Origin of the sequence: Enterobacter cloacae complex sp. S1 (assembly GCF_014930525.1) — a bacterium.
In the GTDB taxonomy this organism is placed as follows: domain Bacteria; phylum Pseudomonadota; class Gammaproteobacteria; order Enterobacterales; family Enterobacteriaceae; genus Enterobacter; species Enterobacter hormaechei_C.
Genome location: NZ_JADBRE010000005.1, coordinates 36,662 through 61,940, shown reverse-complemented (window position 1 = coordinate 61,940; position 25,279 = coordinate 36,662). Strand labels below are relative to the sequence as shown.

The window sequence follows — 25,279 nt, the reverse complement described above, 5'->3', positions numbered from 1 at the left end:
TCTCCCTGTGGGGAGAGGGGCGGGGTGAGGGCACCAGCCCGCACACGATTCGTTTTGTAGGCCGGGTAAGGCGTAGCCGCCACCCGGCAAAAACGTGGTTTAGCTGTTCAACGCCGGGCGTTCGCTAATGGCGATGCGCTGAGGCGCAATGGCTTCCGGCACGTTACGGGTGAGGTCAATGTTCAGCAGCCCGTTAGTGAACGTCGCGCCAGAAACTTCCATATGGTCTGCCAGGGTAAAGCTCAGGCTAAACGGCTGAGTGACAAGCCCCTGATGCAGCCATTTGGTCTCGGTGTCTGGTTTTTCCGGTGACCCTTTCACGGTCAGGCGCGTACCCTCCAGCTGGATGTCGAGATCTTCCTGGCGGAACCCGGCCAGCGCAAGCGTGATGCGGTAGTGGTTATCATCGCTTTTTTCGATGTTGTACGGTGGAAAGGTCTGCTGTTCGGTTGCGCTTTGCAGCGCGTTAGCCAGTTTGTCAAAACCGATCCACTGACGCAGCAGGGGGGATAAATCGTAGTTACGCATACTAAATCTCCTTCTGAGAAGCGAGTGCGGCACAGTTTAATTTTGTGCACAGTTGTACCTGCAAACCCTTGTGGATTCGCATATGCTCCCGTTACGGCAAGCAAGTCCGGGTGGGCCGCTCACGCGACCCGCGTAATTAGTTGATTTCGATACGACGCGGTTTTTTCTCTTCCGGAATCACACGTTCCAGTTCGATAAACAGCAGGCCGTTCACCAGGTTCGCGCCCTTGACGTGGATGTTCTCAGCCAGCTGGAACTTGCGCTCAAAGTTGCGCTCTGCGATGCCCTGGTAGAGGTAGGTTCGTTCTTTCTGCTCGGCCGTATGGGAGCCTTTCACCACCAGCAGATTGTCCTGCGCGGTGATCTCCAGTTCGCTCTCTGCGAAACCGGCAACAGCAATCGCAATGCGATAGTGGTTTTCGTCAACCAGTTCAACGTTGTAAGGAGGATAGCCGTTGCTCTGGCTCTGGTTGTTTTCTAAGTGGTTGAACAGACGATCGAAACCAATGGCAGAACGGTATAGCGGAGAGAGATCGAAATTACGCATGGATAAATGCTCCTGAAATCAGCGAGAAAATGTAGCCTTCCACCATGGACAGGCTTCTGCTTCCCCGAACACCCATCAGGCGTGTCCGTTATCGGGTTACATTCTTAAAATGGGTCTGGATACGGCCTTTTCAAGACTGTTGATGTGAGATTTTTTTGCACTTTGCTGGTTGTCGCATAGACTCAGGGGCACAGCACAAAGGGTTAAATTGCGATGACGACCACAGTGCGGGAGTTTTGAGCTATCCATTTTGGACGCGCCTCGCTATAACCCTGAGTTGCAGGTCAATGCCGTGCTACTAAAGATGACTGAGTGATGATGAGAAATGTTCTGATTAAGCTGGCGTCGTTCAGCGGGGTTGTTTTACTTTGCGGGTGTTCGAGCGTGATGTCGCACACCGGCGGTAAAGAAGGAACATATCCGGGGACGCGCGCCAGTGCCGCAATGATCTCTGATGATGAGACAAACTGGGGTACCAAATCTCTGGCGATTCTTGATATGCCGTTTACGGCGGTTGCCGATACGCTTCTGCTGCCGTGGGATATGTTCCGCACCGACAGCTCAGTGCGTTCGCGCGTTGAGAAAAGCGAGCAGGAAAAGCTGGCGACCAATTCCGTCATCCCGCCCGCAGAGATGCCTCCACGCTAATTCTGTGCGGTTTCCGTTAGCCACAGCTGGCGGAAACCGTCCTTCTCTTCCATCCATGCAATAAATCGTCCGTCCGGGGAAAACACCACAGCGTCAGCAGACGGCGGATTGCCGTGATCGGACGTCAAAAACGTCACCTCTCCGGTCTGCGCATCGCAGCAGGCAATACGGCCTGCAAGCACAAATCCCAGCCCGTTGCCGGAAGGATGCCAGTTAAAGGCCGACTGAATATCACGCTCAGTGTGGGTCAGCTGACGCGGCTCGCCGCCCTCAGGGGAGATAAGCCACAGCTGCACAACGCCGTTATCGTCCCGCATTAAAAACGCAATCTGCGTCCCCTGCGGATTGCTGCGCACCCAGTGGCGCGGTACGTTCACCAGCCCCGGATACGCCTTCTGATGGGTGAAGGTTAAGCGACGTTGCGTTACACCCGCAGGCGGCGCGGGCATTGTATCAGGCGTTCCCTGCAACGGCGCATCGCCCGCCCGTTTCCAGCCCTGCTCGTCTTTGGGGAGATCGACAATAAACAGTTCGGGCACTTTCTCGCCTTTCGCAGACACCGTATCGCCGATAAACGCCAGCCTGTCGTTGCCCACCCAGCCCTCTTCATAGGCGCGGTTTACCTCATCGCTGCCCGGTTTCGGGTTCGGCGTTGCCCGGCTTACCAGTACGCTCCAGAAGGTGCCGGCATATTCCCGCGGATGGTTCCCCTGTGGGTTTACTGGGCCAAAAGGCGCCGCCACCCCGACATTACGCAAATCCAGCTGCGGATCGCGCGCGTGCAGCACATGGTCGTTGTAGGTAAAGCTGACGAACTGCCCGTTCGGGCTAAAAACGTGGACGTGGCTGCCGCCACGCAGCGCGCCTGCGGTGTAAGGCGCGGTGATATCCATCGCATCAAGATTGCTCACCTGACCATTGTGCGCAATCACCCCCTGACGATGGTGAAAATCATACTGCCAGTCTGCATCCGGGTTTTTCGGGCCGTGGATAAAAACATATTTTTCCTGCGCCGGATGAACGGTTACCACGCCGACATGCGCGCCGTCAGTCGCACGGTAGATCACCTCAACCTCGCCCGTACTGACATTGACCCGCTCAATGGTTTCACCGGTAAACGACGCGCCGGACGGGCGGACATCATAGACAAGCCACTGGCTGTCTGGCGTCCAGGTGTTAATGTTGGTGAGCTGGTGGTTGCGGGAAGCGAAGGTGATTTGTTTCATGAAAATACCCTGATGCGCGGTTATCGCATCAGGGTAAAACATCCGAAGGGATTAGCCCACTCGTTTAACGTCGCCGACCAGCAGGATGTAGGAGAGCGCGCCGATCAGCGCCACGGCAGAGATATACACCAGCGCCGGACCAAAGCCGTAGTCCTGCGCCAGGTAACCGATGACCAGCGGTACGGTGATCCCGCCCAGGCCGCCAACGAAGTTAAACACGCCACCGGTCAGGCCGATCAGACGCATCGGCGCCAGCGACGACACCAGCGACCAGGTGATAGAGGCAAAACCGTTTCCGAAGAACGCTACCGCCATCAGGGTCATGATCCACACCGGATCGTTGGTGTAGTTCGCTCCCATGATGCAGGTAGAGATCAGCAGTCCGCAGATAATCGGCGTTTTACGCGCAACGCCCAGTGAGAAGCCTTTTTTCACCAGCTTATCCGCCAGCCAGCCCGAGAGCAGCACGCCGAAAAACGCCGCAAGGAACGGTACGGTGGTCATAAAGCCCGCCTTCAGCGCGGTAATCCCCTTCTCCTGCGTCAGATAGTTCGGGAACCAGGTGAGGAAGAACCATAGCGTGGAGGTCACCGCGAACTGGCCCAGATATACGCCCACCAGCTTACGGTGGAAGACCAGCTTCCAGTCCGCTTTGGTTAACGGCTGGCGCGCCTCTTTTTTCACGGGCGCATCGCCGTCCACCAGGCCACCGCCGTCGCGGATGTAGTCCAGTTCGGCTTTGGAGATGCTTTTGGTCAGGCGCGGCGGCTGATACACCTTAAACCAGATTAACGACCAGATAATGCCGATCCCGCCGGTGACGATGAACACCCAGTGCCAGCTCAGCAACTCCTGGATCCAGATTAACAGCGGCGTCAGAAACGCCAGACCAACAAACTGCCCGGAGGTGTAAAAGCCGACGGCAGAGGCTCGCTCATGTTCCGGGAACCAGCTGGTAACCATGCGGTTGTTGGTCGGAAACGCGGGCGCTTCAAACACCCCGGTGATGGCGCGCAGGCCAATCAGCGACATCAGTCCGGTCGCGAAGCCCTGGAACAGGGTCGCCACGGACCAGCCAAAAATAGCGATAAAGTAGGTCAGACGTGAACCCACGCGGTCAAGGAACCAGCCACCGGGGATCTGACAGAGCGTATACAGCCAGGCAAACGCCGAGAAGACGTAGCCCATTTCCGCTTTGGTGATGCCAAACTCTTCCTGAATATGAGCCGATGCCACGGCAAGGTTGGCGCGGTCGACATAACAGATGACCACGGTAATAAAGATCATGATCAGCGTCAGGTAACGACGACGCCCGGTTTTTGCAGCAGTAACTGGAATATCCATCGCAATCTGTCTCCAGATTTTGGGCATAGCGAAGCCGCTCACCATGCCCTGTAATTTACAGAGGGTTATATTTTTTCTATGTACGTTTTTTTGCCCGGTGGCGCTTCGCTTACCGGGCCTACGAGAGAGTAGGCCGGATAAGCGTAGCGCCATCCGGCGATTTACCACTCGGCTACGGAACCGTCTTCATGACGCCACAGTGGGTTACGCCAGTCCGGCGCACTTTTACTCAGCTCAATGACTTTGGCTTCGTCGATCTCCACGCCAAGGCCCGGCTTCGTTAACGGTTTAAAGAAACCACCTTCCATGCTGAAGTCTTCTTTGTTTTTCACAAAGTCGAGCAGCTCCGCGCCCTTGTTATAGTGAATGCCCATGCTTTGTTCCTGGAACACCGCATTGCGGGAGACGAAGTCGACGTGCAGGCAGGCCGCCAGCGCAATCGGCCCAAGCGGACAGTGCGGCGCCAGCGCCACATCGTAGGCTTCTGCCATTCCGGCAATTTTGTAGCATTCGGTGATGCCGCCCGCGTGGGAGAGGTCCGGTTGCAGGATCGCAATGCCGCCCGCTTCCAGCACGCGTTTAAACTCGAAGCGCGAGAACATGCGTTCCCCCGCCGCGATGGGAATGTGCGTCTGTTCAGCCAGTTTCGGATAGTATTCCGCCTGCTCGGCCAGCACCGGCTCTTCGATAAACAGCGGGCGATACGGCTCCAGCTCTTTAATCAGCACTTTGGCCATTGGCGCGCTGACGCGGCCGTGGAAATCCAGACCAAACTCAATCTCGTTGCCGAAGGCTTCACGGATTTGCGCCACGGTATTCACCGCCCGGTCTACCGCGCGCGAGTTGTCGATAACGCCCATTTCTTCGCAGCCGTTGAGTTTGAAGGTGTCAAAACCGATGTTGCGCAGTTGCCGGATACCGTCGATCACTTCCGCAGGGCGGTCACCGCCCACCCAGCTGTAGGCTTTGATTTTGTCGCGCACCAGGCCGCCCATTAATTGCCAGACCGGGGCATTGAGCACTTTGCCTTTGATATCCCACAGCGCCTGATCAATACCGGCGATGGCGCTCATCAGAATCGGCCCCCCGCGGTAGAAGCCCGCGCGGTACATCACCTGCCACAGGTCGTTGATGCGCGCCGGATCCTGGCCAATCAGGTATTCGCCCAGCTCGTGCACCGCGGCTTCAACGGTGCGCGCACGGCCTTCAATCACCGGCTCGCCCCAGCCAACCACGCCTTCGTCGGTTTCGATTTTCAGGAACATCCAACGCGGGGGTAAACGGTACGTGGTGAGTTTGGTTATTTTCATTGCACTGCCTCTCGATACGCTTTCACAAATGCTGCCGCCTGCTGTGCGGTACGCTCAACGGGCTGACCGGCACGATAGAGATCGCTGCCCAGCCCCACGCCCACACAGCCCGCGCTCATCCACTGGCCCAGGTTTTCCGGCGTGACGCCGCCCACGGCAAAGACCGGCACGCTGGCGGGTAAGACCGCTTTCAGCGCTTTGATGTAATCCGGACCAAAGGCCGACGACGGGAAAATTTTGAGAGACTGTGCGCCCGCATCGAGGGCGGCAAAGGCTTCTGTGGCCGTGGCGCAACCCGGGCAGACGGTCATGCCGTAATCCACCGCCCGGCGGATCACCTCGGGGTTGATATTCGGTGTGACGATAAGCTTGCAGCCCATTTTCGCCAGTTCATCCACCTGCTCCGGTTGCAGCACGGTGCCTGCGCCAATCAGCGCCTTATCACCAAACGCCTTCACAATTGCCGGAATGCTTTTTTCCCACTCCGGGGAGTTGAGCGGGATTTCCACCGCGTCGAACCCGGCGTCGATCACCGCGCCAACGTGCGCTAAGGCCTCACCGGGCGTGATACCGCGCAAAATCGCGATCAGGGGAAGTTCAGTTTGCCACTGCATGAGCGATGCTCCTTATGCCTGCCTGAAATGCCGTGTCGCCTTCCACCGCAGCAACATCCCGTCCGATAGCGTGGAACGCCTGGCGGTAACGAGACGTCAGCGATGAACCCGCGACGAGCGTGATGGCCTGCTGCCCGGCGAACGCGTCGCTCAGAGTGGCGACTTCTGCGCCAATCAGCAGGCCGGACAGAAATTCGCTGACCTGTTCGCGCGGAAGATTTCCCAGCACGTGCGAGGCGCGAACCTCAAAAAGTTGCGGCAAAACGGCAGGGGATGCGATCCCGCGCTCAAGCCCGGCGGCAAACGCTTCCGGCGAAGGGGTCTGCTCCGGCAAACCGGCCCCCACCAGCGAATGCTTAAGCAGCAAGTGGTGCAGTTCGCCGGTCATCACGGTGCGGAAATCATGAATTTGCTCAGCATCCGCCTGGACCCATTTGCAGTGCGTCCCGGGCATGACGTAGACAGAAGAAGGAGAAAGGGTGCGCGCCCCGAGCAGCTGCGTCTCTTCGCCGCGCATCACATTATGGTTATCGTCGCGAGAGACGCATAAACCGGGAATAATCCAGACATTGTCGCCAACGGACGTTAACTGCTCGCCAACGGCGGTGAAATGCACCGGAACTGACAGGTAAGGCGCGACCTTCCACCCCACGTTACTGCCGACCATTCCGGCCATCACCACTGGCGTAGTACCGTCGCGCCAGTTTTGTGTCAATTCTGCTAACACCGCTGCGGGGGATTTACCGTTCAGGCGCGTCACACCTGCTTCTGATTGCCTGCTTTCCAGGCACTGCTCACCCTGGTAGAGCCAGGCGCGCAGATTGGTCGATCCCCAGTCAATTGCGATGTAGCGTGATGTCATGTGATTTCCTTCAGCCTTCGTGTCGAGCTGGCGATCATGGTCAGCGCCGCCTGCTCTGCCGCATCGCCGTCCTGATGCCGTATCGCATCGAACAGCGCTTTATGTTCCTGAAGCGTTTTCGGCATGTTGGCCTCATCGCCCATCCAGGTACGTTCAAATACTGCTCGCTGTAGCGAGCTGATCGCCACGCTAAGCTGCTGTAAAACCGGGTTATGCACCGACTGCAATACCGCTTCGTGGTAACGAATGTCCGCTTCGTTGAACGCCTCCCGATTCTGGTTATTGGCGATCATGTCGTTTAAAGCCGACTCAATCTGTGCCAGGTCACCTGACGTTGCGCGCTCTGCCGCCCAGCGGGCGATGGCCGGTTCCACCAGATTTCGGACTTCGCTCATCGCGCCGATGAGCCGTGGGTCGTAGTCGTTTTCCAGCACCCATTGCAGAACATCGGTATCGAGGTAGTTCCACTGGTTACGCGGCGCCACAAACGCGCCGCGATAGCGCTTCATTTCAATCAGCCGCTTCGCCATCAGCGAGCGGAACACTTCCCGAATGATGTTGCGCGAGGTTTCAAACTCCTCGCACAGTTCCGCCTCTGCTGGCAGCGGCGAACCGGGAACGTATTTGCCACCCACAATCTGAGTGCCCAGCGTGATGACAATGCGATCGGTTTTATTGAGTGTCATGGAGAGTCCTTGTGCTCTGTAAGTCCATCACTACTTTACCGCGACCGCTGAATTTCGCCTCACTTTTGCAGTACAAACGTGAGGCCTTTCGTCTTTGCTGTGGTGACAATGTAGTACAATCAGTTAATGTTGTACTACAATCCAGATCACAAAAAGAACAATTTGATAAATTCAGGGCCAAAAAAAGCCCCGGTTAATAACCGGGGCTAATCTTTCAAAGCACTTGTTACGACAGAACGAATTTCTCGATCGCCCAGGCAACGCCGTCTTCCAGGTTAGATTTAGTCACGAAGTTCGCCACTTCTTTTACCGACGGGATGGCGTTATCCATCGCCACGCCCATGCCCGCATATTCGATCATCGCAATATCATTTTCCTGGTCGCCCAGCGCCATGATCTCCTCAGGCTTGATGCCCAGCGCATCGGCAAGCGATTTGACGCCCGTGCCTTTATTGACGCGTTTATCAAGGATTTCGAGGAAGTACGGCGCACTTTTCAGCACGGTGTATTTCTCTTTTACCTCAGCCGGAATGCGTGAGATGGCTTTGTCGAGAACCGCAGGTTCATCAATCATCATCACTTTCAGGAACTGGGTCGCCGGGTCCATTTTCTCCGCTTCGCAGAACACCAGTGGAATGGTTGCAACGTAGGACTCGTGCACCGTGTAGTAGCTGATATCGCGGTTGGCGGTGTAAAGCGTATTGCGATCGAGCGCGTGGAAGTGAGAGCCCACGTCGCGGGAGAGTTTTTCCAGGAAACGGTAGTCATCATAGCTCAGTGCAGTTTGCGCCACCGTGCTGCCATCGGCTGCCTTTTGCACCAGCGCGCCGTTATAGGTGATGCAGTAATCGCCAGGCTGGTTCATGTGCAGCTCTTTCAGGTAACTGTGCACCCCGGCATACGGGCGTCCGGTGGTGAGCACCACGTTCACGCCTTTTTCGCGTGCGGCGGCGATCGCATTTTTAACGGCAGGAGAGATAGTGTGGTCTGGCAGCAGCAGCGTGCCGTCCATATCGATTGCAATGAGTTTGATAGCCATGAGGTCCCCGGGATAAATGAGTGCTACCTCATGCTAACGCGATTAAGCACACAAAAATAGAGCTACCTTGCGCAACAAAAAGCCCCTTTTACGTTTATCCCGGGAACGGGAACTCACTCGCGGGTGAGAACGATTTTGCCAAACGCACCGCGATCCAGATGTTCAAGCGCCTGTTCCAGCTCGTCAAAGCGGTAGCGATGATCAATCACCGGTTTTAACTCCGTGATATCAACAGCACGGACAAAATCTTCCAGCGCCCGGCGATGTCCAACCCCAATCCCCTGAATGACGGGAGATTTCAGCAACAGCTCGCTTGCAGGCAGAGAAATTTCTGTCCCGGCCAGCACGCCAATGACCGATATCCGCCCATGAACGGCAACGGCGCGCAGGGAATGTCTCAGGTTCTCCCCACCCACCGTTTCGATAATATGGTCGATGCCGCGATCCTGCGTCAGTGCCAGCGTATTTTCAGCCCAGTCGCCTTTCAGTCGGTTGATGCCCTGGCTGGCCCCCAGCTTTTTGGCCCGCGCCAGTTTTTCATCACTCCCCGACGTAACAATAACTTCTGCGCCGTGCGCTTTTGCTATCTGCAAAGCGAATAGCGCCACACCGCCCGTCCCTTGTACCAGCACCGATTGCCCGGCGCGCAGCTGACCACGTTCCACCAGCGCAAACCAGGCGGTGAGCCCCGCGCAAGGAAGCGTGCTGGCCTCAGCGTCATCCAGGCTTTCCGGGGACGCCACCAGCGCGTTTTCACTCACAATCACATATTCGGCCAGCATGCCCTGGAAGTATCCACCGGACGTTTTATAGGGCAAATCGCGCGCGTCTGCCTGCGGCTTGCCGTCGATCCATTCCGGGAAGAAGGTTGAGATGACGCGTGCGCCGGGCTTGAAACGCGTAACGCCTTCGCCGATGCTGTCCACCACGCCTGCCATGTCAGATGCTGGGGTAAACGGGAAGGAAAGCGGAATCGGCATCGTGCCTTCAATCACCATTTTATCCCGGTAGTTGAGCGCAACGGCATTAACCCTTACGCGAACCTCCCCCGGGCCTGGCTGTGGAACAGGCTCCTGAACGAGCCTGAGGCTTTCACGACCAAGGGCATCCATTGACCAGCGTTGCATTGTTTCAGTCATTTTTTTCTCCTGTCATCAGATGATTTTCAGTTCTGACAGTCTACCGTTGACTCAGCGTCGCCAGTGGCGATAAGTTTTCCCTTCATTGATGACCAAATTGACACAATCCGTCCATGACCGATACGCTGAAAGATATTCCCGTTTTCGTTGCCTCCGTTGAGGCAGGAAGTTTTGCCCAGGCCGCCGTCCGTCTGCATTTGTCGCGCTCGGCGGTAGGAAAAAGCATTGCTCGTCTTGAAGAGAGGCTGGGGGTTCGTCTGTTTCATCGGACCACCCGCAGTCAGAGGCTGACCGATAACGGCGCGCTTTTTTATGAACGCTGCCTGCGCGCGCTGGAGGAGATCCGTGGCGCTGAATCGCAGCTTGAAACCGGAAAACATCAGGTCAACGGTCGGCTGCGTGTTGCCGTGCCGGTGCTGTTTGGTCGCCAGTGTATCGCCCCGCTGCTAATAGAGCTGGCGCAGGAGCATCCCGGGCTTGAGCTTGAAATGTCCTTCAGCGACCGCGTCGTGGATCTCGTGGAAGAAGGGTTTGATATGGCGGTGCGCAATGGCGCTCTGGCTGACAGCAGCGTGCTGGTCGCCAGAAGGCTGGGGGAGCACCGGATGGTGCTGTGCGCCGCGCCGGATTATCTGCTTAAGAATGGCCAGCCGCAAACCGTTGATGATTTACGCCAGCATACGGCCATTAACTACACGCGTGCGGGCAGAGTCCTACCCTGGCAGCTGATGGATTACGATGGCACGTCGCGCACGTTTATTCCCCGCTCATCGCTCAATATGGATGATTTGCAGGCGATCTGCGACGCGGCGCTGGCCGGCCACGGCCTTGCATGGTTACCCTGCTGGATGGTCATTAAAGAAATTCAGCAGGGAGATCTTGTCCCGCTCTTAAAGCAGGCCCCGGATGTACGCTTCGACGTTCATGCCGTCTGGCAGCAGACGCCACACCTGCCGCTAAGGGTAAGAATTGCCATAGATATGCTGGTCAAACGTTTACCGGCAGTGATGTCGCTGGAGTTTCCTGCGTCCATAAAAAAGCCGCGCTGAAGCGCGGCCAGTTATGCTGTCGTAAAGCGACGATTAAATATCGATATTCGCCGCCTTCAGGGCGTTCTCTTCGATGAAGGCGCGACGTGGTTCAACCGCATCGCCCATCAGGGTCGTGAATAGCTGATCCGCTGCGATTGCGTCTTTAACGGTGACGCGCAACATGCGACGGCTTTCCGGATCCATGGTGGTTTCCCACAGCTGATCCGGGTTCATTTCGCCCAGGCCTTTATAACGCTGAATAGAGAGACCACGACGGGACTCTTTTACCAGCCACTCCAGCGCCTGTTCGAAGCTGGCTACCGGCTGACGACGTTCGCCACGTTCGATAAACGCATCGTCTTCGATCAGACCGCGCAGCTTCTCGCCGAGGGTGCAGATACGGCGGTATTCCGGACCGGTCACAAATTCGTGCTCCAGCGGGTAGTCGGTATCGACGCCGTGGGTACGCACGCGGACGATCGGCTCGAACTGCTGCTCAGCGTTCTGCTGAACGTCGAACTTCCACTGGCTGCCATGCTGCTCTTTCTCGTTCAGCTCGCTCACCAGGGTGTTCACCCAGCGGGTGACGGTCTGCTCGTTGCTCAGATCGGCTTCGGTCAGGGTCGGCTGGTAAATCAGCTCTTTCAGCAGCGCTTTCGGATAGCGACGCTCCATACGGCCAATCATTTTCTGCGTGGCGTTGAACTCGGAGACCAGACGCTCCAGCGGCTCACCGGCCAGCGCTGGCGCGCTGGAATTTGCGTGCAGGGTCGCACCATCAAGGGCGATCGCGATTTGGTACTGATCCATCGCGTCGTCATCTTTAATGTACTGTTCCTGCTTGCCTTTCTTCACTTTGTACAGCGGCGGCTGGGCAATGTAGACGTGGCCGCGCTCAACGATTTCCGGCATCTGACGATAGAAGAAGGTCAACAGCAGCGTACGAATGTGCGAGCCGTCGACGTCCGCATCGGTCATGATGATGATGCTGTGATAGCGCAGTTTGTCCGGGTTGTACTCGTCGCGACCAATGCCGCAGCCGAGCGCGGTGATGAGCGTCGCCACTTCCTGAGAAGAGAGCATCTTGTCGAAGCGCGCTTTCTCAACGTTAAGGATTTTACCCTTCAGCGGCAGAATCGCCTGGTTCTTGCGGTTACGGCCCTGCTTCGCAGAACCGCCCGCGGAGTCCCCTTCCACAAGGTACAGTTCAGACAGCGCCGGGTCGCGTTCCTGACAGTCAGCCAGTTTGCCCGGCAGGCCTGCCAGGTCCAGCGCGCCTTTACGACGGGTCATTTCACGCGCTTTACGCGCCGCTTCACGGGCACGCGCCGCATCGATAATTTTACCCACCACGATTTTCGCGTCGGACGGGTTTTCCAGCAGGTATTCGCTCAGCAGTTCGTTCATCTGCTGTTCAACCGCCGATTTCACCTCAGAAGAGACCAGCTTGTCTTTGGTCTGTGAGGAGAACTTCGGATCCGGCACCTTCACGGAGACCACGGCAATCAGGCCTTCACGGGCATCGTCACCGGTGGCGCTGACTTTCGCTTTTTTGCTGTAGCCTTCTTTGTCCATGTAGGCGTTCAGGGTTCGGGTCATCGCCGCGCGGAAGCCCGCCAGGTGCGTACCGCCATCGCGTTGTGGAATGTTGTTGGTGAAGCAGTAGATGTTTTCCTGGAAACCGTCGTTCCACTGCAAGGCCACTTCCACGCCGATACCGTCTTTTTCAGTAGAGAAGTAGAAGATATTCGGGTGAATTGGCGTTTTGTTCTTGTTCAGATACTCAACGAACGCCTTGATACCGCCTTCGTAGTGGAAGTGGTCTTCTTTGTTATCGCGCTTGTCGCGCAGACGAATCGACACACCGGAGTTCAGGAACGACAGTTCACGCAGGCGTTTCGCCAGAATGTCGTACTCGAATTCGGTGACGTTGGTGAAGGTTTCGAGGCTCGGCCAGAAACGCACCATGGTACCGGTTTTCTCGGTATCGCCCGTGACGGCCAGCGGCGCTTCAGGCACGCCATGCTGGTAGATCTGACGGTGAATTTTGCCTTCGCGCTGGATAACCAGCTCCAGCTTCTGCGACAGGGCGTTTACTACGGATACGCCTACGCCGTGCAGACCGCCGGAAACTTTATAGGAGTTATCATCGAACTTCCCGCCTGCGTGCAGAACGGTCATGATGACTTCCGCAGCAGATACGCCCTCTTCCGGGTGAATACCGGTTGGGATACCACGACCGTCATCGGTAACGGACACGGAGTTGTCCGCATGGATCGTGACCACGATGTCTTTACAGTGACCCGCGAGCGCTTCGTCGATAGCGTTATCTACCACCTCGAATACCATGTGGTGCAGACCGGTGCCGTCATCCGTGTCGCCGATATACATACCCGGGCGCTTACGCACCGCATCCAGCCCTTTCAGGACTTTGATACTGGAGGAGTCATAAGAATTCGACATCAACGTTTCTCGCTCATTTCAACTTGGGTTAATCCGTTATTTTACCCTTTTCCACGGTAAACATCTTCGAATTTTCGTCCGACATGTCTATAACGTGTTCAGCGCTAATGGCGCTGACGAAAACCTGCGACTGCGTGGCTTTTAAGCGGCTGGCAAGCAGCCCGCGCCGCGCGTCGTCAAGTTCCGAGGCAAAATCATCTATCAGGTACAGGCAGCGTCGCCCGCTCTCTCGAGTGAGGAACTCCCCCTGCGCCAGGCGCAGCGCGCACATCAGGAGCTTCAGCTGCCCGCGCGACAGCGTGTCTTCCACCGGCGCACCGTCGGCACGAATGCGGAAATCCGCCTTGTGCGGGCCGTGCGCGGTGTAGGTCAACATGCGGTCGCGCTCGAAGCTTCTCTCTAACACCTCGGCATAATCCGTCTCTTTTTCCCAGCCACGCTGGAAAGAGAAGGTGAGAGAGAACTCGGGTAAAAACTGTTTGCAGGTGTCGGCCATGTCTTCGGCGATACCTGCGCTGTATTCGGCACGCCAGCGGCTGATTTGTTCCGCGAGAGGGATTAATTCCCTATCCCACGGACGCAGCTGAGCGTAGCGTGTAACCTGGCGCAACGCGGCGTTACGCTGCTTTAGCAGGCGCTTCAGGTTGCTCCAGGCGTTAAAGAAACCGGCTTCGTTGTGAAAGCATCCCCAGTCGAGGAACGCTCTTCTGTATTTGGGGCCGCCGTTGAGTAAAGTAAACCCCTCGGGCGTAATCAGCTGCATCGGCATCAGCAGCGCCAGCTCCGCCACTTTGTGGCCATCGGTGCCGTCGATGCGCACCTTGCTGTCGCCCTGCTTGTCTTTGGTCAGGCCGATGGCGGTTTCCCGCTCTGCGCCCTGCAAACGCCCGTGCAGAACAAAAGATTCCTGCTCGTGGCGAATCACGCGACCAATCTGCAAACTGCGAAACGCCCGGCCATGGCCGAGCGTATAGATGGCTTCCAGCACGCTGGTTTTGCCGCTGCCGTTCGCGCCAACCAGGAAGTTAAAGCCAGGGGATAAAGCGAGATCCGCGCTTTCGATATTGCGAAAGTCGCGGATCAACAGACGGGTGAGCGACATTACAGTCTCATTGGCATGACAACATAAGCAGCCGACTGCGATGCGGCATCTTCAATCTGTACGCTCGAAACGGAGTCAGTCAGCAGGATGCGAACGTTCTCGCATTTCAGTGCATTCAGCACATCCAGCACATAGCTGACGTTGAAGCCGATTTCCATCTCAGCCCCGGCGTAGGTGACGTCCAGAATCTCTTCTGCCTCTTCCTGCTCCGGGTTGTTGGCGGTGATTTTGATCTGGTTTTCACTCACGTACAGACGTACGCCGCGGAATTTCTCGTTGGAGAGAATAGCGGCACGCGCGAACGCCTGCTTGAGGATGTCGCAACCCGCCTCCAGCGTTTTATCCGGGTTCTTCGGCAATACGCGGCGATAATCCGGGAAACGACCGTCTACCAGCTTCGATGTGAAGACAAAATCGCCCACGTGGGCACGAATATTGTTGCTGCCGATCTGCACGCGCAGCGGCGTTTCACCGCCGTCGAGCATACGCATCAGTTCAATTACGCCTTTACGCGGTACGATCACCGAATGGTTTGGCAGTGAATCGCCAATCGGCATGGAACAGACCGCCAGACGGTGACCGTCGGTAGCCACGGTACGCAGCTCTTCACCTTCGGTTTCGAACAGCATGCCGTTTAAGTAGTAACGAACGTCCTGATGCGCCATGGAGAACTGCGTGGCTTCAATCAGACGCTTCATCGTCGCCTGCGGCAGGGTAAATTCAACTTCGCTCTGCCAGTCATCCAGGTTCGGGAAGTCCGCAGCGGGCAGCGTGGAGAGGGAGAAACGGCTACGGCCAGAGCGCACCAGCATGCGGTCGCCCTCCAGCTGCACGGCGATTTCAGCGCCTTCCGGCAGCCCACGGCAAATATCAAAGAATTTACGTGCCGGAACCGTGGTCGCGCCCGCGTCGTGCGGCTGAGTCAGCGTAACGCGCGCGATCATTTCCATTTCCAGATCTGTGCCGGTCAGCGACAGCGTACCGTCCGCGACCTGAAGCAGCAGGTTTCCAAGAATAGGCAGCGTAGGGCGGCCGCCTAATGGGCCACTCACCTGTTGCAGCGGTTTTAATAAATGTTCACGTTCAACGGTAAATTTCATAGCGTCACGATGATAATGTTCTGATTAAATTGGAAAAATCTTCTTTTATGTCGTGGCTTTCTTCGCGTAACTGCTCGATCTTGCGACAGGCGTGCAGCACGGTCGTATGGTCACGGCCACCAAACGCATCACCGATTTCCGGCAGGCTGTGGTTGGTTAGCTCTTTTGCCAGCGCCATCGCCATCTGACGCGGACGCGCCACCGAGCGGGAACGACGTTTAGACAGTAAATCTGCCACTTTGATCTTGTAGTACTCAGCCACCGTCTTCTGAATATTGTCGATAGTGACCAGTTTTTCCTGCAAAGCCAATAAATCGCGCAGCGCTTCACGCACAAAATCGATGGTGATCGCCCGACCGGTGAAGTTGGCGTTGGCGATAACGCGGTTCAGCGCCCCTTCCAGCTCACGCACGTTGGAACGCAGGCGCTTGGCAATGAAGAACGCCACTTCACCCGGCAGGCGAATGTCGTTCTCGTCGGCTTTTTTCATCAGGATCGCGACGCGGGTTTCCAGCTCCGGCGGCTCGATCGCCACGGTCAGGCCCCAGCCGAAGCGGGATTTGAGACGATCTTCAACGCCGTTGATCTCTTTTGGATAACGATCCGAGGTCAGAATGATCTGCTGATTGCCTTCCAGCAGGGCGTTAAAGGTATGGAAAAACTCTTCCTGCGATCGTTCTTTATTGGCAAAGAACTGAATGTCATCGATCAGCAGCGCATCAACGGAACGGTAGTAGCGTTTAAACTCTTCGATCGCATTGTTTTGCAGGGCTTTTACCATGTCCTGAACGAAGCGTTCGGAGTGCATATACACCACTTTGGCATTGGGCTTACGCGCCATAATGCCGTTGCCCACCGCATGCAGCAGGTGCGTTTTACCGAGACCCGTGCCGCCATACAGGAACAGCGGGTTATAAGCGCCACCGGGGTTATCGGCAACCTGACGAGCCGCCGCGCGTGCCAGCTGGTTCGACTTACCTTCAACGAAGTTATCGAACGTGTGTTTCACGTTAACGTTAGAGCGGTAGGTAGGCTCAGCGGGGGCCGGAACGTTATCCCAGCCCTGACGAACCGGTGCAACGCGAGGCGCTGGAGCGGGCGCCGCCTGTGCAGGGGCTGCCACATTGACAACTTCACGAACGGTTTGGGTGACCGGCTTTGTGCCCACTTCAAAACGCAGCTGTGGGGCATCTGACCCGCAGAAATCGTTCAGCAGTCCATTGATGTTATTAAGGTATTTATCCCTTACCCAATCGAGCACGAAACGGTTTGGCGCATACAAAGCCAGCGTGTTATCGCTCAGTTCCGCCTGCAACGGGCGGATCCACATACTGAATTCTGTGGCTGGTAACTCATCCTGCAATCGGGCAAGACACTGCTGCCAAAGCGAAAGTGACACGGCGGACTCCAATCGAACAATAAAAGAAAACTATTGAATATTCATGATTGTTGGCGCACATCGACATGACCCCATCAGGGTGATGTGCGAACCGCTATCTGCGGTTATACACGCTATCGTTGATACAACCTGAACGATGTTGTGTTTATGCCCGACCAGGATCGCTGGATCCCGATCGGGACCGCGGATCATAGCCTAAACTGAGCCAGAGATCTTCTGTTTCTCACAGATTCTTCCCGATTTATCCACAGGAAGATCCGGAATCGGGTAAGTGTAAACGATCCTGACGCGAGTGCCTCGCGATTTAGGCCGCATATTGGAAAATTTAATGAGCACAGACAATTTTTGGCTTAAATGATCTAACGAAGATCCGGGGCGATCCTTGCGCTTTATCGTTGAGCCCGTATAATCCTCGACCCGGCGCGTGATGCTCATCTTCCTGCGTCGTCCGCTGCTCATTTTCCACGCGAAAACGTGCGGAAATACACAGGGATTTAAGGAAAGAGAATTGACTCCGGAGTGTACAATTATTACAATCCGGCCTCTTTAATCACCCACGGCTTCGGCGTCCGTCATTCGAAACTCGGTCGGGCATCCGCAAAAGTCATGAATTTTTTCAAGTTTAGGTAGAAATCGCCATGAAACGCACTTTTCAACCGTCTGTACTGAAGCGCAACCGTTCTCACGGCTTCCGTGCTCGTATGGCTACTAAAAATGGTCGTCAGGTTCTGGCACGTCGTCGTGCTAAAGGCCGCGCTCGTCTGACCGTTTCCAAGTAATAAAGCTAACCCCTGAGTGGTTAAGCTCGCATTTCCCAGGGAGTTACGTTTGTTAACTCCCACTCATTTCACTTTCGTCTTCCAGCAGCCATTACGGGCTGGCACGCCGCAAATCACCATCCTCGGCCGCCAAAATTCGCTGGGGCATCCCCGCATCGGTCTCACAGTCGCCAAGAAAAACGTTAAGCGTGCGCATGAACGCAACCGGATTAAACGTCTGACGCGTGAAAGCTTCCGTTTACGTCAGCACGAACTGCCTTCAATGGATTTCGTGGTGGTGGCTAAAAAAGGGGTTGCCGACCTCGATAACCGTGCTCTCTCGGAAGCGTTGGAAAAATTATGGCGCCGCCACTGTCGCCTGGCTCGCGGGTCCTGATAGCCCTCATTCGGGTCTATCAACGCCTGATTAGTCCGCTACTCGGGCCACACTGCCGTTTCACGCCAACATGCTCAAGCTACGGAATTGAGGCATTGCGCAGGTTTGGAGTGATAAAAGGCAGTTGGTTGACGGTGAAACGCGTATTAAAATGCCACCCTTTACACCCAGGTGGAGACGACCCCGTCCCTCCAGGACCTTTTGATACCAGAGAACACTAACGATGGATTCGCAACGCAATCTTCTTATCATCGCTTTGTTGTTCGTGTCTTTCATGATCTGGCAGGCATGGGAGCAGGATAAAAATCCTCAACCCCAGCAGCAGACCACGCAGACCACGACCACCGCAGCGGGTAGCGCCGCCGACCAGGGCGTACCGGCCAGTGGCCAGGGGAAACAGATTACGGTTAAGACCGATGTGCTTGAGCTGACTATCAACACCCGTGGTGGTGATGTTGAGCAGGCGCTGCTGTTGACCTACCCGAAAGAGCTGAAGTCTACCGAACCGTTCCAGTTACTGGAAACCACGCCTGAATTTATCTACCAGGCGCAGAGCGGCCTGACCGGTCGTGATGGCCCGGATAACCCGGCTAACGGTGCGCGTCCACTGTATAACGTCGAGAATGACACGTTTGTGCTGGCTGATGGTCAGAACGAACTGGTTATCCCGATGACCTACACCGACGCGGCAGGCAACACCTTCACCAAAACCTTCACCCTGAAACGCGGTGAGTATGCGGTGAACGTGGGCTACAGCGTACAGAACGCCGGTGCGAAACCACTGGAAATCTCTACCTTTGGTCAGTTGAAGCAGTCCATCAATCTGCCGTCTCACCGTGACACCGGAAGCAGCAACTTTGCGCTGCATACCTTCCGTGGCGCGGCTTACTCCACGCCAGATACCAAGTACGAGAAATACAAATTCGACACCATTGCCGATAACGAAAACCTGAACGTCAGCTCTAAAGGCGGTTGGGTCGCAATGCTGCAACAGTATTTCGCGACGGCGTGGGTACCGAATAACGACGGTACGAACAACTTCTACACCGCGAACCTCGGCAACGGTATTGCAGCCATCGGCTACAAATCTCAGCCGGTTCTGGTGCAGCCGGGTCAAACCGGTAAACTGGCAAGCACCCTGTGGGTCGGCCCGGAAATCCAGGACAAAATGGCTGCCGTTGCGCCGCACCTGGATCTGACCGTCGATTACGGTTGGTTGTGGTTCATCTCTCAGCCGCTGTTTAAGCTGCTGAAGTTCATCCACAGCTTCCTGGGTAACTGGGGCTTCTCCATCATCGTTATCACCTTTATCGTTCGTGGCATCATGTACCCGCTGACTAAAGCGCAGTACACCTCCATGGCGAAGATGCGTATGCTACAGCCGAAGATTCAGGCTATGCGTGAGCGTCTGGGCGATGACAAACAGCGTCAGAGCCAGGAGATGATGGCCCTGTATAAAGCAGAGAAAGTGAACCCACTGGGTGGTTGCTTCCCGCTGCTGATTCAGATGCCAATCTTCCTTGCGCTGTACTACATGCTGATGGGTTCCGTTGAGCTGCGCCACGCACCGTTCGCTCTGTGGATCCATGACCTGTCCGCACAGGACCCGTACTACATCCTGCCGATCCTGATGGGCGTGACGATGTTCTTCATTCAGAAGATGTCTCCGACCACCGTGACCGACCCGATGCAGCAGAAGATCATGACCTTTATGCCGGTCATCTTCACCGTGTTCTTCCTGTGGTTCCCGTCAGGTCTGGTGCTGTACTATATCGTCAGCAACCTGGTGACCATCATCCAGCAGCAGCTGATTTACCGTGGTCTGGAAAAACGTGGCCTGCATAGCCGCGAAAAGAAAAAGTCCTGATTCGGTAACTTAACGCTAAAATAAGGGCGGTCGATTGACCGCCTTTTTTATTTGTATTGAACGAGAGCAACCATGAGCCATAACGACACTATCGTCGCCCAGGCAACCCCACCGGGACGCGGTGGTGTAGGCATTCTGCGCATCTCCGGCCTGAAGGCGCGTGAGGTGGCCGAAGCGGTGCTGGGTAAACTGCCAAAGCCGCGCTACGCTGATTATCTGCCGTTTAAGGATGCCGACGGCACACCGCTGGACCAGGGCATCGCGCTGTGGTTCCCCGGCCCAAACTCCTTCACCGGCGAAGACGTGCTGGAGCTTCAGGGTCACGGCGGCCCGGTGATCCTCGACCTGCTGTTAAAACGTATTCTGACCCTGCCTGGCCTGCGCATTGCAAAGCCGGGTGAGTTCTCCGAGCGTGCTTTCCTCAACGATAAGCTCGACCTGGCGCAGGCCGAGGCGATTGCCGACCTGATCGACGCCAGTTCCGAACAGGCAGCCCGCTCCGCGCTGAACTCGTTGCAGGGGGCATTTTCCGCACGCGTGAATCACCTTGTGGAAGCACTTACTCACCTGCGAATCTATGTCGAAGCGGCTATCGACTTCCCGGACGAGGAGATCGACTTCCTCTCAGACGGTAAAATTGAAGCTCAGCTCAACCAGGTGATGAACGATCTCGATGCCGTTCGCGCCGAAGCGCGCCAGGGCAGCCTGCTGCGTGAAGGAATGAAGGTGGTGATTGCTGGTCGCCCCAATGCCGGAAAATCGAGCCTGCTGAACGCCCTGGCGGGCCGTGAAGCGGCGATCGTGACCGACATAGCCGGCACCACCCGCGATGTCCTGCGCGAGCATATCCATATCGACGGCATGCCGCTGCACATCATCGACACCGCTGGCCTGCGCGATGCGAGCGATGAAGTCGAGCGTATCGGTATCGAACGCGCCTGGCAGGAGATCGAGCAGGCCGACCGCGTGCTGTTTATGGTGGACGGCACCACAACCGACGCCGTTGACCCGGCTGAAATCTGGCCAGACTTTATCGCCCGTCTCCCGGCTAAACTGCCGATCACCGTGGTGCGCAACAAGGCCGACGTTACCGGCGAAACGCTGGGCATCAGCGATGTGAATGGTCACTCACTTATTCGCCTGTCGGCCCGTACCGGTGAAGGCGTGGAAGCCCTGCGTAGCCATCTCAAACAGAGCATGGGCTTCGACACCAGTATGGAGGGCGGCTTCCTGGCGCGTCGTCGTCACTTGCAGGCGCTGGAAGAGGCGGCACGCCACCTTGAGCAGGGTAAAGCCCAGCTGATCGGCGCGTGGGCGGGTGAACTGCTGGCGGAAGAGCTGCGTCTGGCGCAGCAGAACCTGAGCGAGATCACCGGGGAGTTTACGTCGGACGATCTGCTGGGACGGATTTTCTCGAGCTTCTGTATTGGTAAGTAATTCCCGTTAATACAGGGTGATTTCCTCCAGGGAAATCACCATTGTCCAAATGGCAACTCGCTTAATCCCTCCACGCCCCCTATCCTGCTTGCCTGCATCTATGGGGGATTTATGGCTCGTTTTCTGTTCTGTAGTTTTGCGCTGGTTCTGCTGTATCCGTCCGGCATTGATATGTATCTGGTGGGGCTACCGCATATTGCCCGCGATCTGGGCGCCAGCGAGGCGCAGCTGCACATCGCGTTTTCGGCCTACCTCGCGGGAATGGCGTCGTCGATGGTGTTTGCCGGGAAAATCGCGGATAAAGCAGGCCGTCAGCCCGTCGCCATTACGGGTGCAGTTATCTTTGCGCTGGCATCAGTACTGTCTTCAGTAGCTCAGGAAAGCACAATGTTCCTGTCAGGCCGTTTTATCCAGGGCATTGGCGCGGGTGGCTGTTACGTGGTGGCGTTTGCTATTCTTCGCGATACCTTAAGCGCCCAGCGCCGCGCTAAAGTGCTGTCGATGCTGAACGGCATTACCTGCATCATCCCGGTGCTGGCACCGGTTGTAGGCTACCTGATTATGCTTAAATTTCCGTGGCAGAGTCTTTTCTGGACCATGGCCGCAATGGGCGCCATCGTCTTTATCCTGTCCGTGACGGTGCTGAAAGAGACCCATCCCGGTTCGCAACAGCCATATCACACCGCAACCCTCCATCCGGCTGAAAAGCTGATGAATCGCTTTTTCCTGAGTCGGCTGACAATCACCACGCTTAGCGTGGCGGTGATCCTCACCTATGTAAACGTTTCCCCGGTGTTGCTGATGGAGACGATGGGCTTCAATCGCGGTGAGTATTCGACGGTGATGGCGCTAACCGCGATGGTGAGCATGGCGGTTTCATTCTCCACGCCCTTTGCGCTCAACATCTTCCGCCAGCGCACGCTGATGCTCACCTCACAGACGCTGTTCCTCGCCGCAGGCGTGATCCTGGCGACCGCCACCTCACACGCTGTAATGCTGGTGGGCATTACTCTGATCTGCGCCGGATTCTCCGTCGGCTTTGGTGTGGCGATGAGTCAGGCACTTGGCCCGTTTTCATTGCGGGCAGGCGTGGCAAGCTCGGTGCTGGGCATTGCGCAGGTCTGCGGTTCGTCACTGTGGATTTGGCTGGCGGCGGTGATCGGCCTTAACGCGCTGAATATGCTGATCGGGGTTCTGATTGGCTGTAGCATACTCTGCATTACCTTACTTATGGTCATCCAGCCCGCGGCGCACTATGAAGAAGCCCATCAGCAGTCTCGATCTTAATCTTTTACTTTGCCTGCAACTTTTGTTGCAGGAGCGCAGCGTCACCAAAGCCGCGAAGCGGATGAACGTGACGCCGTCCGCGGTGAGTAAATCGCTGGCGAAGCTGCGCGACTGGTTCGACGATCCGCTGTTTGTGAAAACGCCTTTAGGGCTATTGCCCACACCGCTGACGGTGAGTCTGGAACAGGATTTGGCCGACTGGATGCAGATTGGCAACCAGATCCTCGATAAATTCCACCATAGCTCTCCTGGCGGGCTTAAGTTTGTGCTCGCCGCCGAAACACCGCTGATGCTGATCCGCTTTAATACCCTGCTGGAGCAGGTGAATGAACGCTACCCACAGGCGACGGTGAAGCTGCGCCAATGGGATTACGATTCGCTGGACGCCATTACGCGCGGAGAAGTGGATCTGGGCTTCACCGGGCGTGAAACGCACCCTCGCTCGCGCGAACTGCTAAAGCTGATGCCGTGGTTTATCGACTACGAAATCCTGTTCAGTGACCGTCCGTGCGTGTATTTGCGCGAGGATCATCCCGCGCTCCAGGAAGCATGGGATCTGGAGACGTTTCTGCGCTACCCGCATATCAGCATCTTCTGGGAACGCAGCGACACCTGGGCGCTCGACGAGGTGCTAAGAGAGATGGGTCGGGAGCGTAACATCGCCATGAGTTTGCCCGGTTTTGAACAGTCGATGTTTATGGCGGCCCAGCCGGATCACAACTACATTGCCACTGCGCCGCACTACTGCCATCACTACAATCAACTCCACCAGCGTAATCTGGTCTGTCTGCCCATTCCCATCGATGAGGCGCAGGCAGAAAAGCTCACCGTCCCCTTCACGCTGATCTGGCATAAACGGAACAGCCATAATCCGAAAATCCTCTGGCTGCGCGAGACGATCAAAGCGCTGTATACCGCACCAGGTCAGGTTTTTGCCTAAGATAATGTAAAGTTCGGTGCTCAGGCTTCTCTTATTTCCATTTACTGATTAAAACAGAAGCTGAGTTAAGCGATAATCATGTAACCGTTTAACCGACTACGACCATTATCAAGGAGCGAAAAATGGCTACGCACTTTGCACGAGGAACATTAACGGAAGGGCATCTCGTATCGGCCAGACTTTCTTCAGCCTGTCACAGTGAGGCGCTCAAACTACCTGAACACCGCAGGACGCGGTTTTTAGCTTCCAGAGCGCTCCTCGCAGAACTGCTTTTTATGCTCTACGGCACCAGCGAATTACCGGACATACTCACCCAGCCAGAAGGTCGTCCGGTTTTTGCGGACCCGGCACTCCCCCATTTTTCCATTGCGTACACCGGCAACATTGTTGGCGTCGCGCTGACGACGGAAGGTGATTGCGGCCTGGATATGGAGCTACAACGCGTCACGCGCAGCTTCCATGGTGCTAACGCGCTCGATGAATACCCGCTCTCCAGCAATGAAAAGCTGTGGATACGTAACCAGAACGACCCCGTTGAAGCCAGAGCGCAGCTCATCACCCTTCGCCAGAGCATCCGCAAACTGAGCGGCGCGGCGTCAGACGACGCCAGCCTGTTGCAGCTGCTCCCCGGCTCCGGACGCCTGCGCGCGACAAAAGCCTCGCTGGTAGAGGCACTCTGCGACGCTGAGGACGTACTGATCTGGTCCGTTGCGGTGACCCCCGCCATCGAACGGCTGAAAATCTGGGAGTTTGACAGCACTCGCGGTTGGCGTAGTCTTCCGGATGTACCTGAGCGCGCCAACGAGCCCGCCGCGCGCCTGATGCGATTAACCAGTTTACCGGCAGAAAAAGCATACACCCATAGCTGATCCGTCCAGGATCATCATGATGAAACAGGAGTAATCATGTCTGATACGTTGAAAGTTGTTACGTTACTGGGAAGCCTGCGCAAAGGTTCTTTTAACGGGATGGTTGCCCGTACGCTGCCGCAGCTGGCGCCTGCGGGAATGGAGATCAGTGCCCTGCCGTCCATTGGCGACATCCCGCTTTATGATGCTGACGTTCAGCAGGAAGAAGGGTTCCCGCAGAGTGTGGAAGCGATAGCCGAGCAAATCCGTCAGGCTGACGGCGTGGTGATTGTGACGCCTGAATATAACTACTCGGTGCCGGGTGGTCTGAAGAACGCCATTGACTGGCTGTCCCGTTTACCGGAGCAGCCGCTGTCTGGTAAACCTGTGCTGATCCAGACCAGCTCAATGGGCGCCATCGGCGGCGCGCGCTGCCAGTATCACCTGCGTCAGATCCTGGTGTTCCTGGATGCGATGGTGATGAACAAGCCGGAATTTATGGGCGGCGTGATTCAGAACAAGGTCGACCCGCAGACGGGTGAAGTGGTGGATCAGAGTACGCGTGACCATCTCTCTGGCCAGCTGACCGCGTTTGGGGATTATATTAAGCGGGTGAAGGCCTGATAAAAAAGCCCGGTGGCGCTAGCGCTTACCGGGCCTACACTCGTCAGTAGGTCAGGTAAGCGAAGCGCCACCTGACACCACCA

At 56.3% G+C, this 25,279-nt stretch carries 25 protein-coding genes and 1 other annotated feature; of the genes, 11 read left to right on the top strand and 14 right to left on the bottom strand.

Annotated elements, in window-relative coordinates:
- Positions 1-99: 99 nt before the first annotated feature.
- On the bottom strand, positions 100-528 hold the full coding sequence (gene ibpB / locus IM290_RS05460) for a small heat shock chaperone IbpB (protein WP_015570126.1): 429 nt from the start codon (positions 526-528) through the stop codon (positions 100-102).
- A 136-nt stretch (positions 529-664) separates the two neighbouring features.
- Positions 665-1,075 (bottom strand): small heat shock chaperone IbpA, encoded by a 411-nt coding sequence (ibpA, locus tag IM290_RS05455; RefSeq protein ID WP_006177605.1) that lies wholly within the window; start codon positions 1,073-1,075, stop codon positions 665-667.
- Positions 1,069-1,143 (bottom strand) — a sequence feature (ROSE (Repression Of Heat Shock gene Expression) occurs in the 5'-region of heat shock genes and acts as an RNA thermometer to modulate expression.). (Overlaps the previous gene by 7 nt.)
- Before the next feature lie 247 nt (positions 1,144-1,390).
- Between ibpA and IM290_RS05450 the strand changes: the two genes are divergently transcribed.
- On the top strand, positions 1,391-1,723 hold the full coding sequence (locus IM290_RS05450; RefSeq protein WP_017383693.1) for a YceK/YidQ family lipoprotein: 333 nt from the start codon (positions 1,391-1,393) through the stop codon (positions 1,721-1,723).
- On the opposite strand, the gene IM290_RS05445 is transcribed toward IM290_RS05450, so the two are convergent.
- From IM290_RS05445 to IM290_RS05410, 8 genes are all read right to left on the bottom strand, one after another.
- Entirely contained in the window at positions 1,720-2,949 is a 1,230-nt protein-coding gene (locus tag IM290_RS05445) for a DUF3748 domain-containing protein (RefSeq protein ID WP_202951925.1), read from the bottom strand. The two genes, IM290_RS05450 and IM290_RS05445, sit on opposite strands and share 4 nt — an antisense overlap.
- Before the next feature lie 51 nt (positions 2,950-3,000).
- Entirely contained in the window at positions 3,001-4,338 is a 1,338-nt protein-coding gene (locus IM290_RS05440) for an MFS transporter (RefSeq protein WP_080454100.1), read from the bottom strand.
- A 116-nt stretch (positions 4,339-4,454) separates the two neighbouring features.
- Positions 4,455-5,603: a galactonate dehydratase gene (gene dgoD / locus IM290_RS05435; protein ID WP_003861103.1), complete on the bottom strand. Its 1,149-nt coding sequence runs from the start codon at positions 5,601-5,603 to the stop codon at positions 4,455-4,457.
- Positions 5,600-6,217 (bottom strand): 2-dehydro-3-deoxy-6-phosphogalactonate aldolase, encoded by a 618-nt coding sequence (locus IM290_RS05430; protein WP_193042227.1) that lies wholly within the window; start codon positions 6,215-6,217, stop codon positions 5,600-5,602. Before IM290_RS05430 ends, dgoD begins: the two co-directional genes overlap by 4 nt.
- Positions 6,201-7,079, bottom strand: coding sequence for a 2-dehydro-3-deoxygalactonokinase (locus IM290_RS05425; RefSeq protein ID WP_058700872.1), 879 nt, complete (start codon positions 7,077-7,079; stop codon positions 6,201-6,203). Before IM290_RS05425 ends, IM290_RS05430 begins: the two co-directional genes overlap by 17 nt.
- Positions 7,076-7,765, bottom strand: coding sequence for a D-galactonate utilization transcriptional regulator DgoR (gene dgoR, locus IM290_RS05420; RefSeq protein ID WP_003861109.1), 690 nt, complete (start codon positions 7,763-7,765; stop codon positions 7,076-7,078). The genes IM290_RS05425 and dgoR overlap by 4 nt, the downstream gene beginning before the upstream one ends.
- A gap of 226 nt (positions 7,766-7,991) precedes the next feature.
- Positions 7,992-8,804 (bottom strand): sugar-phosphatase, encoded by an 813-nt coding sequence (gene yidA, locus IM290_RS05415; protein ID WP_023295661.1) that lies wholly within the window; start codon positions 8,802-8,804, stop codon positions 7,992-7,994.
- A gap of 113 nt (positions 8,805-8,917) precedes the next feature.
- Positions 8,918-9,943, bottom strand: a complete 1,026-nt coding sequence (locus tag IM290_RS05410) for an NAD(P)-dependent alcohol dehydrogenase (RefSeq protein WP_193042228.1) — start codon at positions 9,941-9,943, stop codon at positions 8,918-8,920.
- Positions 9,944-10,056: 113 nt separating this feature from the next.
- Between IM290_RS05410 and IM290_RS05405 the strand changes: the two genes are divergently transcribed.
- Positions 10,057-10,992 (top strand): LysR family transcriptional regulator, encoded by a 936-nt coding sequence (locus IM290_RS05405; RefSeq protein WP_032668922.1) that lies wholly within the window; start codon positions 10,057-10,059, stop codon positions 10,990-10,992.
- A 33-nt stretch (positions 10,993-11,025) separates the two neighbouring features.
- Here IM290_RS05405 and gyrB read toward each other — a convergent pair whose 3' ends face one another.
- The 4 genes from gyrB to dnaA are packed head-to-tail and all read right to left on the bottom strand — an operon-like array spanning position 11,026 to position 17,038.
- Entirely contained in the window at positions 11,026-13,437 is a 2,412-nt protein-coding gene (gene gyrB / locus IM290_RS05400; RefSeq protein WP_003861119.1) for a DNA topoisomerase (ATP-hydrolyzing) subunit B, read from the bottom strand.
- A gap of 28 nt (positions 13,438-13,465) precedes the next feature.
- A complete protein-coding gene (gene recF, locus IM290_RS05395; protein WP_193042229.1) occupies positions 13,466-14,539 on the bottom strand; it encodes a DNA replication/repair protein RecF in 1,074 nt (357 codons plus the stop codon).
- A complete protein-coding gene (gene dnaN, locus IM290_RS05390; RefSeq protein WP_015570134.1) occupies positions 14,539-15,639 on the bottom strand; it encodes a DNA polymerase III subunit beta in 1,101 nt (366 codons plus the stop codon). Before dnaN ends, recF begins: the two co-directional genes overlap by 1 nt.
- A 4-nt stretch (positions 15,640-15,643) precedes the next feature.
- Complete coding sequence (dnaA, locus tag IM290_RS05385) at positions 15,644-17,038, bottom strand: chromosomal replication initiator protein DnaA (RefSeq protein WP_017383700.1); 1,395 nt, start codon at positions 17,036-17,038, stop codon at positions 15,644-15,646.
- A gap of 638 nt (positions 17,039-17,676) precedes the next feature.
- Between dnaA and rpmH the strand changes: the two genes are divergently transcribed.
- The 9 genes from rpmH (at position 17,677) to IM290_RS05340 (ending at position 25,196) form a co-directional block, all read left to right on the top strand.
- Positions 17,677-17,817 carry a 50S ribosomal protein L34 gene (gene rpmH, locus IM290_RS05380; protein ID WP_000831330.1) on the top strand — a complete coding sequence of 47 codons (141 nt, stop codon included), beginning with the start codon at positions 17,677-17,679 and terminating at the stop codon, positions 17,815-17,817.
- Positions 17,818-17,833: 16 nt separating this feature from the next.
- A complete protein-coding gene (gene rnpA, locus IM290_RS05375) occupies positions 17,834-18,193 on the top strand; it encodes a ribonuclease P protein component (RefSeq protein WP_006808764.1) in 360 nt (119 codons plus the stop codon).
- Positions 18,157-18,414, top strand: coding sequence for a membrane protein insertion efficiency factor YidD (gene yidD / locus IM290_RS05370; protein WP_001307474.1), 258 nt, complete (start codon positions 18,157-18,159; stop codon positions 18,412-18,414). Before rnpA ends, yidD begins: the two co-directional genes overlap by 37 nt.
- Positions 18,415-18,416: 2 nt before the next feature.
- The gene (gene yidC, locus IM290_RS05365; RefSeq protein WP_003861138.1) at positions 18,417-20,060 is read left to right on the top strand and encodes a membrane protein insertase YidC; all 1,644 of its coding nucleotides are present in this window, start codon (positions 18,417-18,419) and stop codon (positions 20,058-20,060) included.
- A 72-nt stretch (positions 20,061-20,132) separates the two neighbouring features.
- Positions 20,133-21,497: a tRNA uridine-5-carboxymethylaminomethyl(34) synthesis GTPase MnmE gene (mnmE, locus tag IM290_RS05360; RefSeq protein WP_015570136.1), complete on the top strand. Its 1,365-nt coding sequence runs from the start codon at positions 20,133-20,135 to the stop codon at positions 21,495-21,497.
- Between the two features lie 111 nt (positions 21,498-21,608).
- Positions 21,609-22,784, top strand: coding sequence for an MFS transporter (locus IM290_RS05355; RefSeq protein WP_193042230.1), 1,176 nt, complete (start codon positions 21,609-21,611; stop codon positions 22,782-22,784).
- On the top strand, positions 22,753-23,724 hold the full coding sequence (gene yidZ / locus IM290_RS05350; RefSeq protein WP_017383702.1) for an HTH-type transcriptional regulator YidZ: 972 nt from the start codon (positions 22,753-22,755) through the stop codon (positions 23,722-23,724). Before IM290_RS05355 ends, yidZ begins: the two co-directional genes overlap by 32 nt.
- Before the next feature lie 122 nt (positions 23,725-23,846).
- Complete coding sequence (locus IM290_RS05345) at positions 23,847-24,593, top strand: 4'-phosphopantetheinyl transferase superfamily protein (RefSeq protein WP_017694032.1); 747 nt, start codon at positions 23,847-23,849, stop codon at positions 24,591-24,593.
- A 36-nt stretch (positions 24,594-24,629) separates the two neighbouring features.
- Positions 24,630-25,196 carry an NADPH-dependent FMN reductase gene (locus IM290_RS05340; RefSeq protein WP_003861147.1) on the top strand — a complete coding sequence of 189 codons (567 nt, stop codon included), beginning with the start codon at positions 24,630-24,632 and terminating at the stop codon, positions 25,194-25,196.
- The last annotated feature ends 83 nt before the right edge of the window (positions 25,197-25,279 follow it).

Excerpts from the sequence above, each read along its gene's own strand:
- ibpB (WP_015570126.1), bottom strand. The coding sequence starts at position 528 with ATGCGTAACTACGATTTATCCCCCCTGCTGCGTCAGTGGATCGGTTTT.
- ibpA (WP_006177605.1), bottom strand. The coding sequence starts at position 1,075 with ATGCGTAATTTCGATCTCTCTCCGCTATACCGTTCTGCCATTGGTTTC.
- IM290_RS05450 (WP_017383693.1), top strand. The coding sequence starts at position 1,391 with ATGATGAGAAATGTTCTGATTAAGCTGGCGTCGTTCAGCGGGGTTGTT.
- IM290_RS05445 (WP_202951925.1), bottom strand. The coding sequence starts at position 2,949 with ATGAAACAAATCACCTTCGCTTCCCGCAACCACCAGCTCACCAACATT.
- IM290_RS05440 (WP_080454100.1), bottom strand. The coding sequence starts at position 4,338 with ATGGTGAGCGGCTTCGCTATGCCCAAAATCTGGAGACAGATTGCGATG.
- dgoD (WP_003861103.1), bottom strand. The coding sequence starts at position 5,603 with ATGAAAATAACCAAACTCACCACGTACCGTTTACCCCCGCGTTGGATG.
- IM290_RS05430 (WP_193042227.1), bottom strand. The coding sequence starts at position 6,217 with ATGCAGTGGCAAACTGAACTTCCCCTGATCGCGATTTTGCGCGGTATC.
- IM290_RS05425 (WP_058700872.1), bottom strand. The coding sequence starts at position 7,079 with ATGACATCACGCTACATCGCAATTGACTGGGGATCGACCAATCTGCGC.
- dgoR (WP_003861109.1), bottom strand. The coding sequence starts at position 7,765 with ATGACACTCAATAAAACCGATCGCATTGTCATCACGCTGGGCACTCAG.
- yidA (WP_023295661.1), bottom strand. The coding sequence starts at position 8,804 with ATGGCTATCAAACTCATTGCAATCGATATGGACGGCACGCTGCTGCTG.
- IM290_RS05410 (WP_193042228.1), bottom strand. The coding sequence starts at position 9,943 with ATGACTGAAACAATGCAACGCTGGTCAATGGATGCCCTTGGTCGTGAA.
- IM290_RS05405 (WP_032668922.1), top strand. The coding sequence starts at position 10,057 with ATGACCGATACGCTGAAAGATATTCCCGTTTTCGTTGCCTCCGTTGAG.
- gyrB (WP_003861119.1), bottom strand. The coding sequence starts at position 13,437 with ATGTCGAATTCTTATGACTCCTCCAGTATCAAAGTCCTGAAAGGGCTG.
- recF (WP_193042229.1), bottom strand. The coding sequence starts at position 14,539 with ATGTCGCTCACCCGTCTGTTGATCCGCGACTTTCGCAATATCGAAAGC.
- dnaN (WP_015570134.1), bottom strand. The coding sequence starts at position 15,639 with ATGAAATTTACCGTTGAACGTGAACATTTATTAAAACCGCTGCAACAG.
- rpmH (WP_000831330.1), top strand. The coding sequence starts at position 17,677 with ATGAAACGCACTTTTCAACCGTCTGTACTGAAGCGCAACCGTTCTCAC.
- yidD (WP_001307474.1), top strand. The coding sequence starts at position 18,157 with ATGGCGCCGCCACTGTCGCCTGGCTCGCGGGTCCTGATAGCCCTCATT.
- yidC (WP_003861138.1), top strand. The coding sequence starts at position 18,417 with ATGGATTCGCAACGCAATCTTCTTATCATCGCTTTGTTGTTCGTGTCT.
- mnmE (WP_015570136.1), top strand. The coding sequence starts at position 20,133 with ATGAGCCATAACGACACTATCGTCGCCCAGGCAACCCCACCGGGACGC.
- IM290_RS05355 (WP_193042230.1), top strand. The coding sequence starts at position 21,609 with ATGGCTCGTTTTCTGTTCTGTAGTTTTGCGCTGGTTCTGCTGTATCCG.
- yidZ (WP_017383702.1), top strand. The coding sequence starts at position 22,753 with ATGAAGAAGCCCATCAGCAGTCTCGATCTTAATCTTTTACTTTGCCTG.
- IM290_RS05345 (WP_017694032.1), top strand. The coding sequence starts at position 23,847 with ATGGCTACGCACTTTGCACGAGGAACATTAACGGAAGGGCATCTCGTA.
- IM290_RS05340 (WP_003861147.1), top strand. The coding sequence starts at position 24,630 with ATGTCTGATACGTTGAAAGTTGTTACGTTACTGGGAAGCCTGCGCAAA.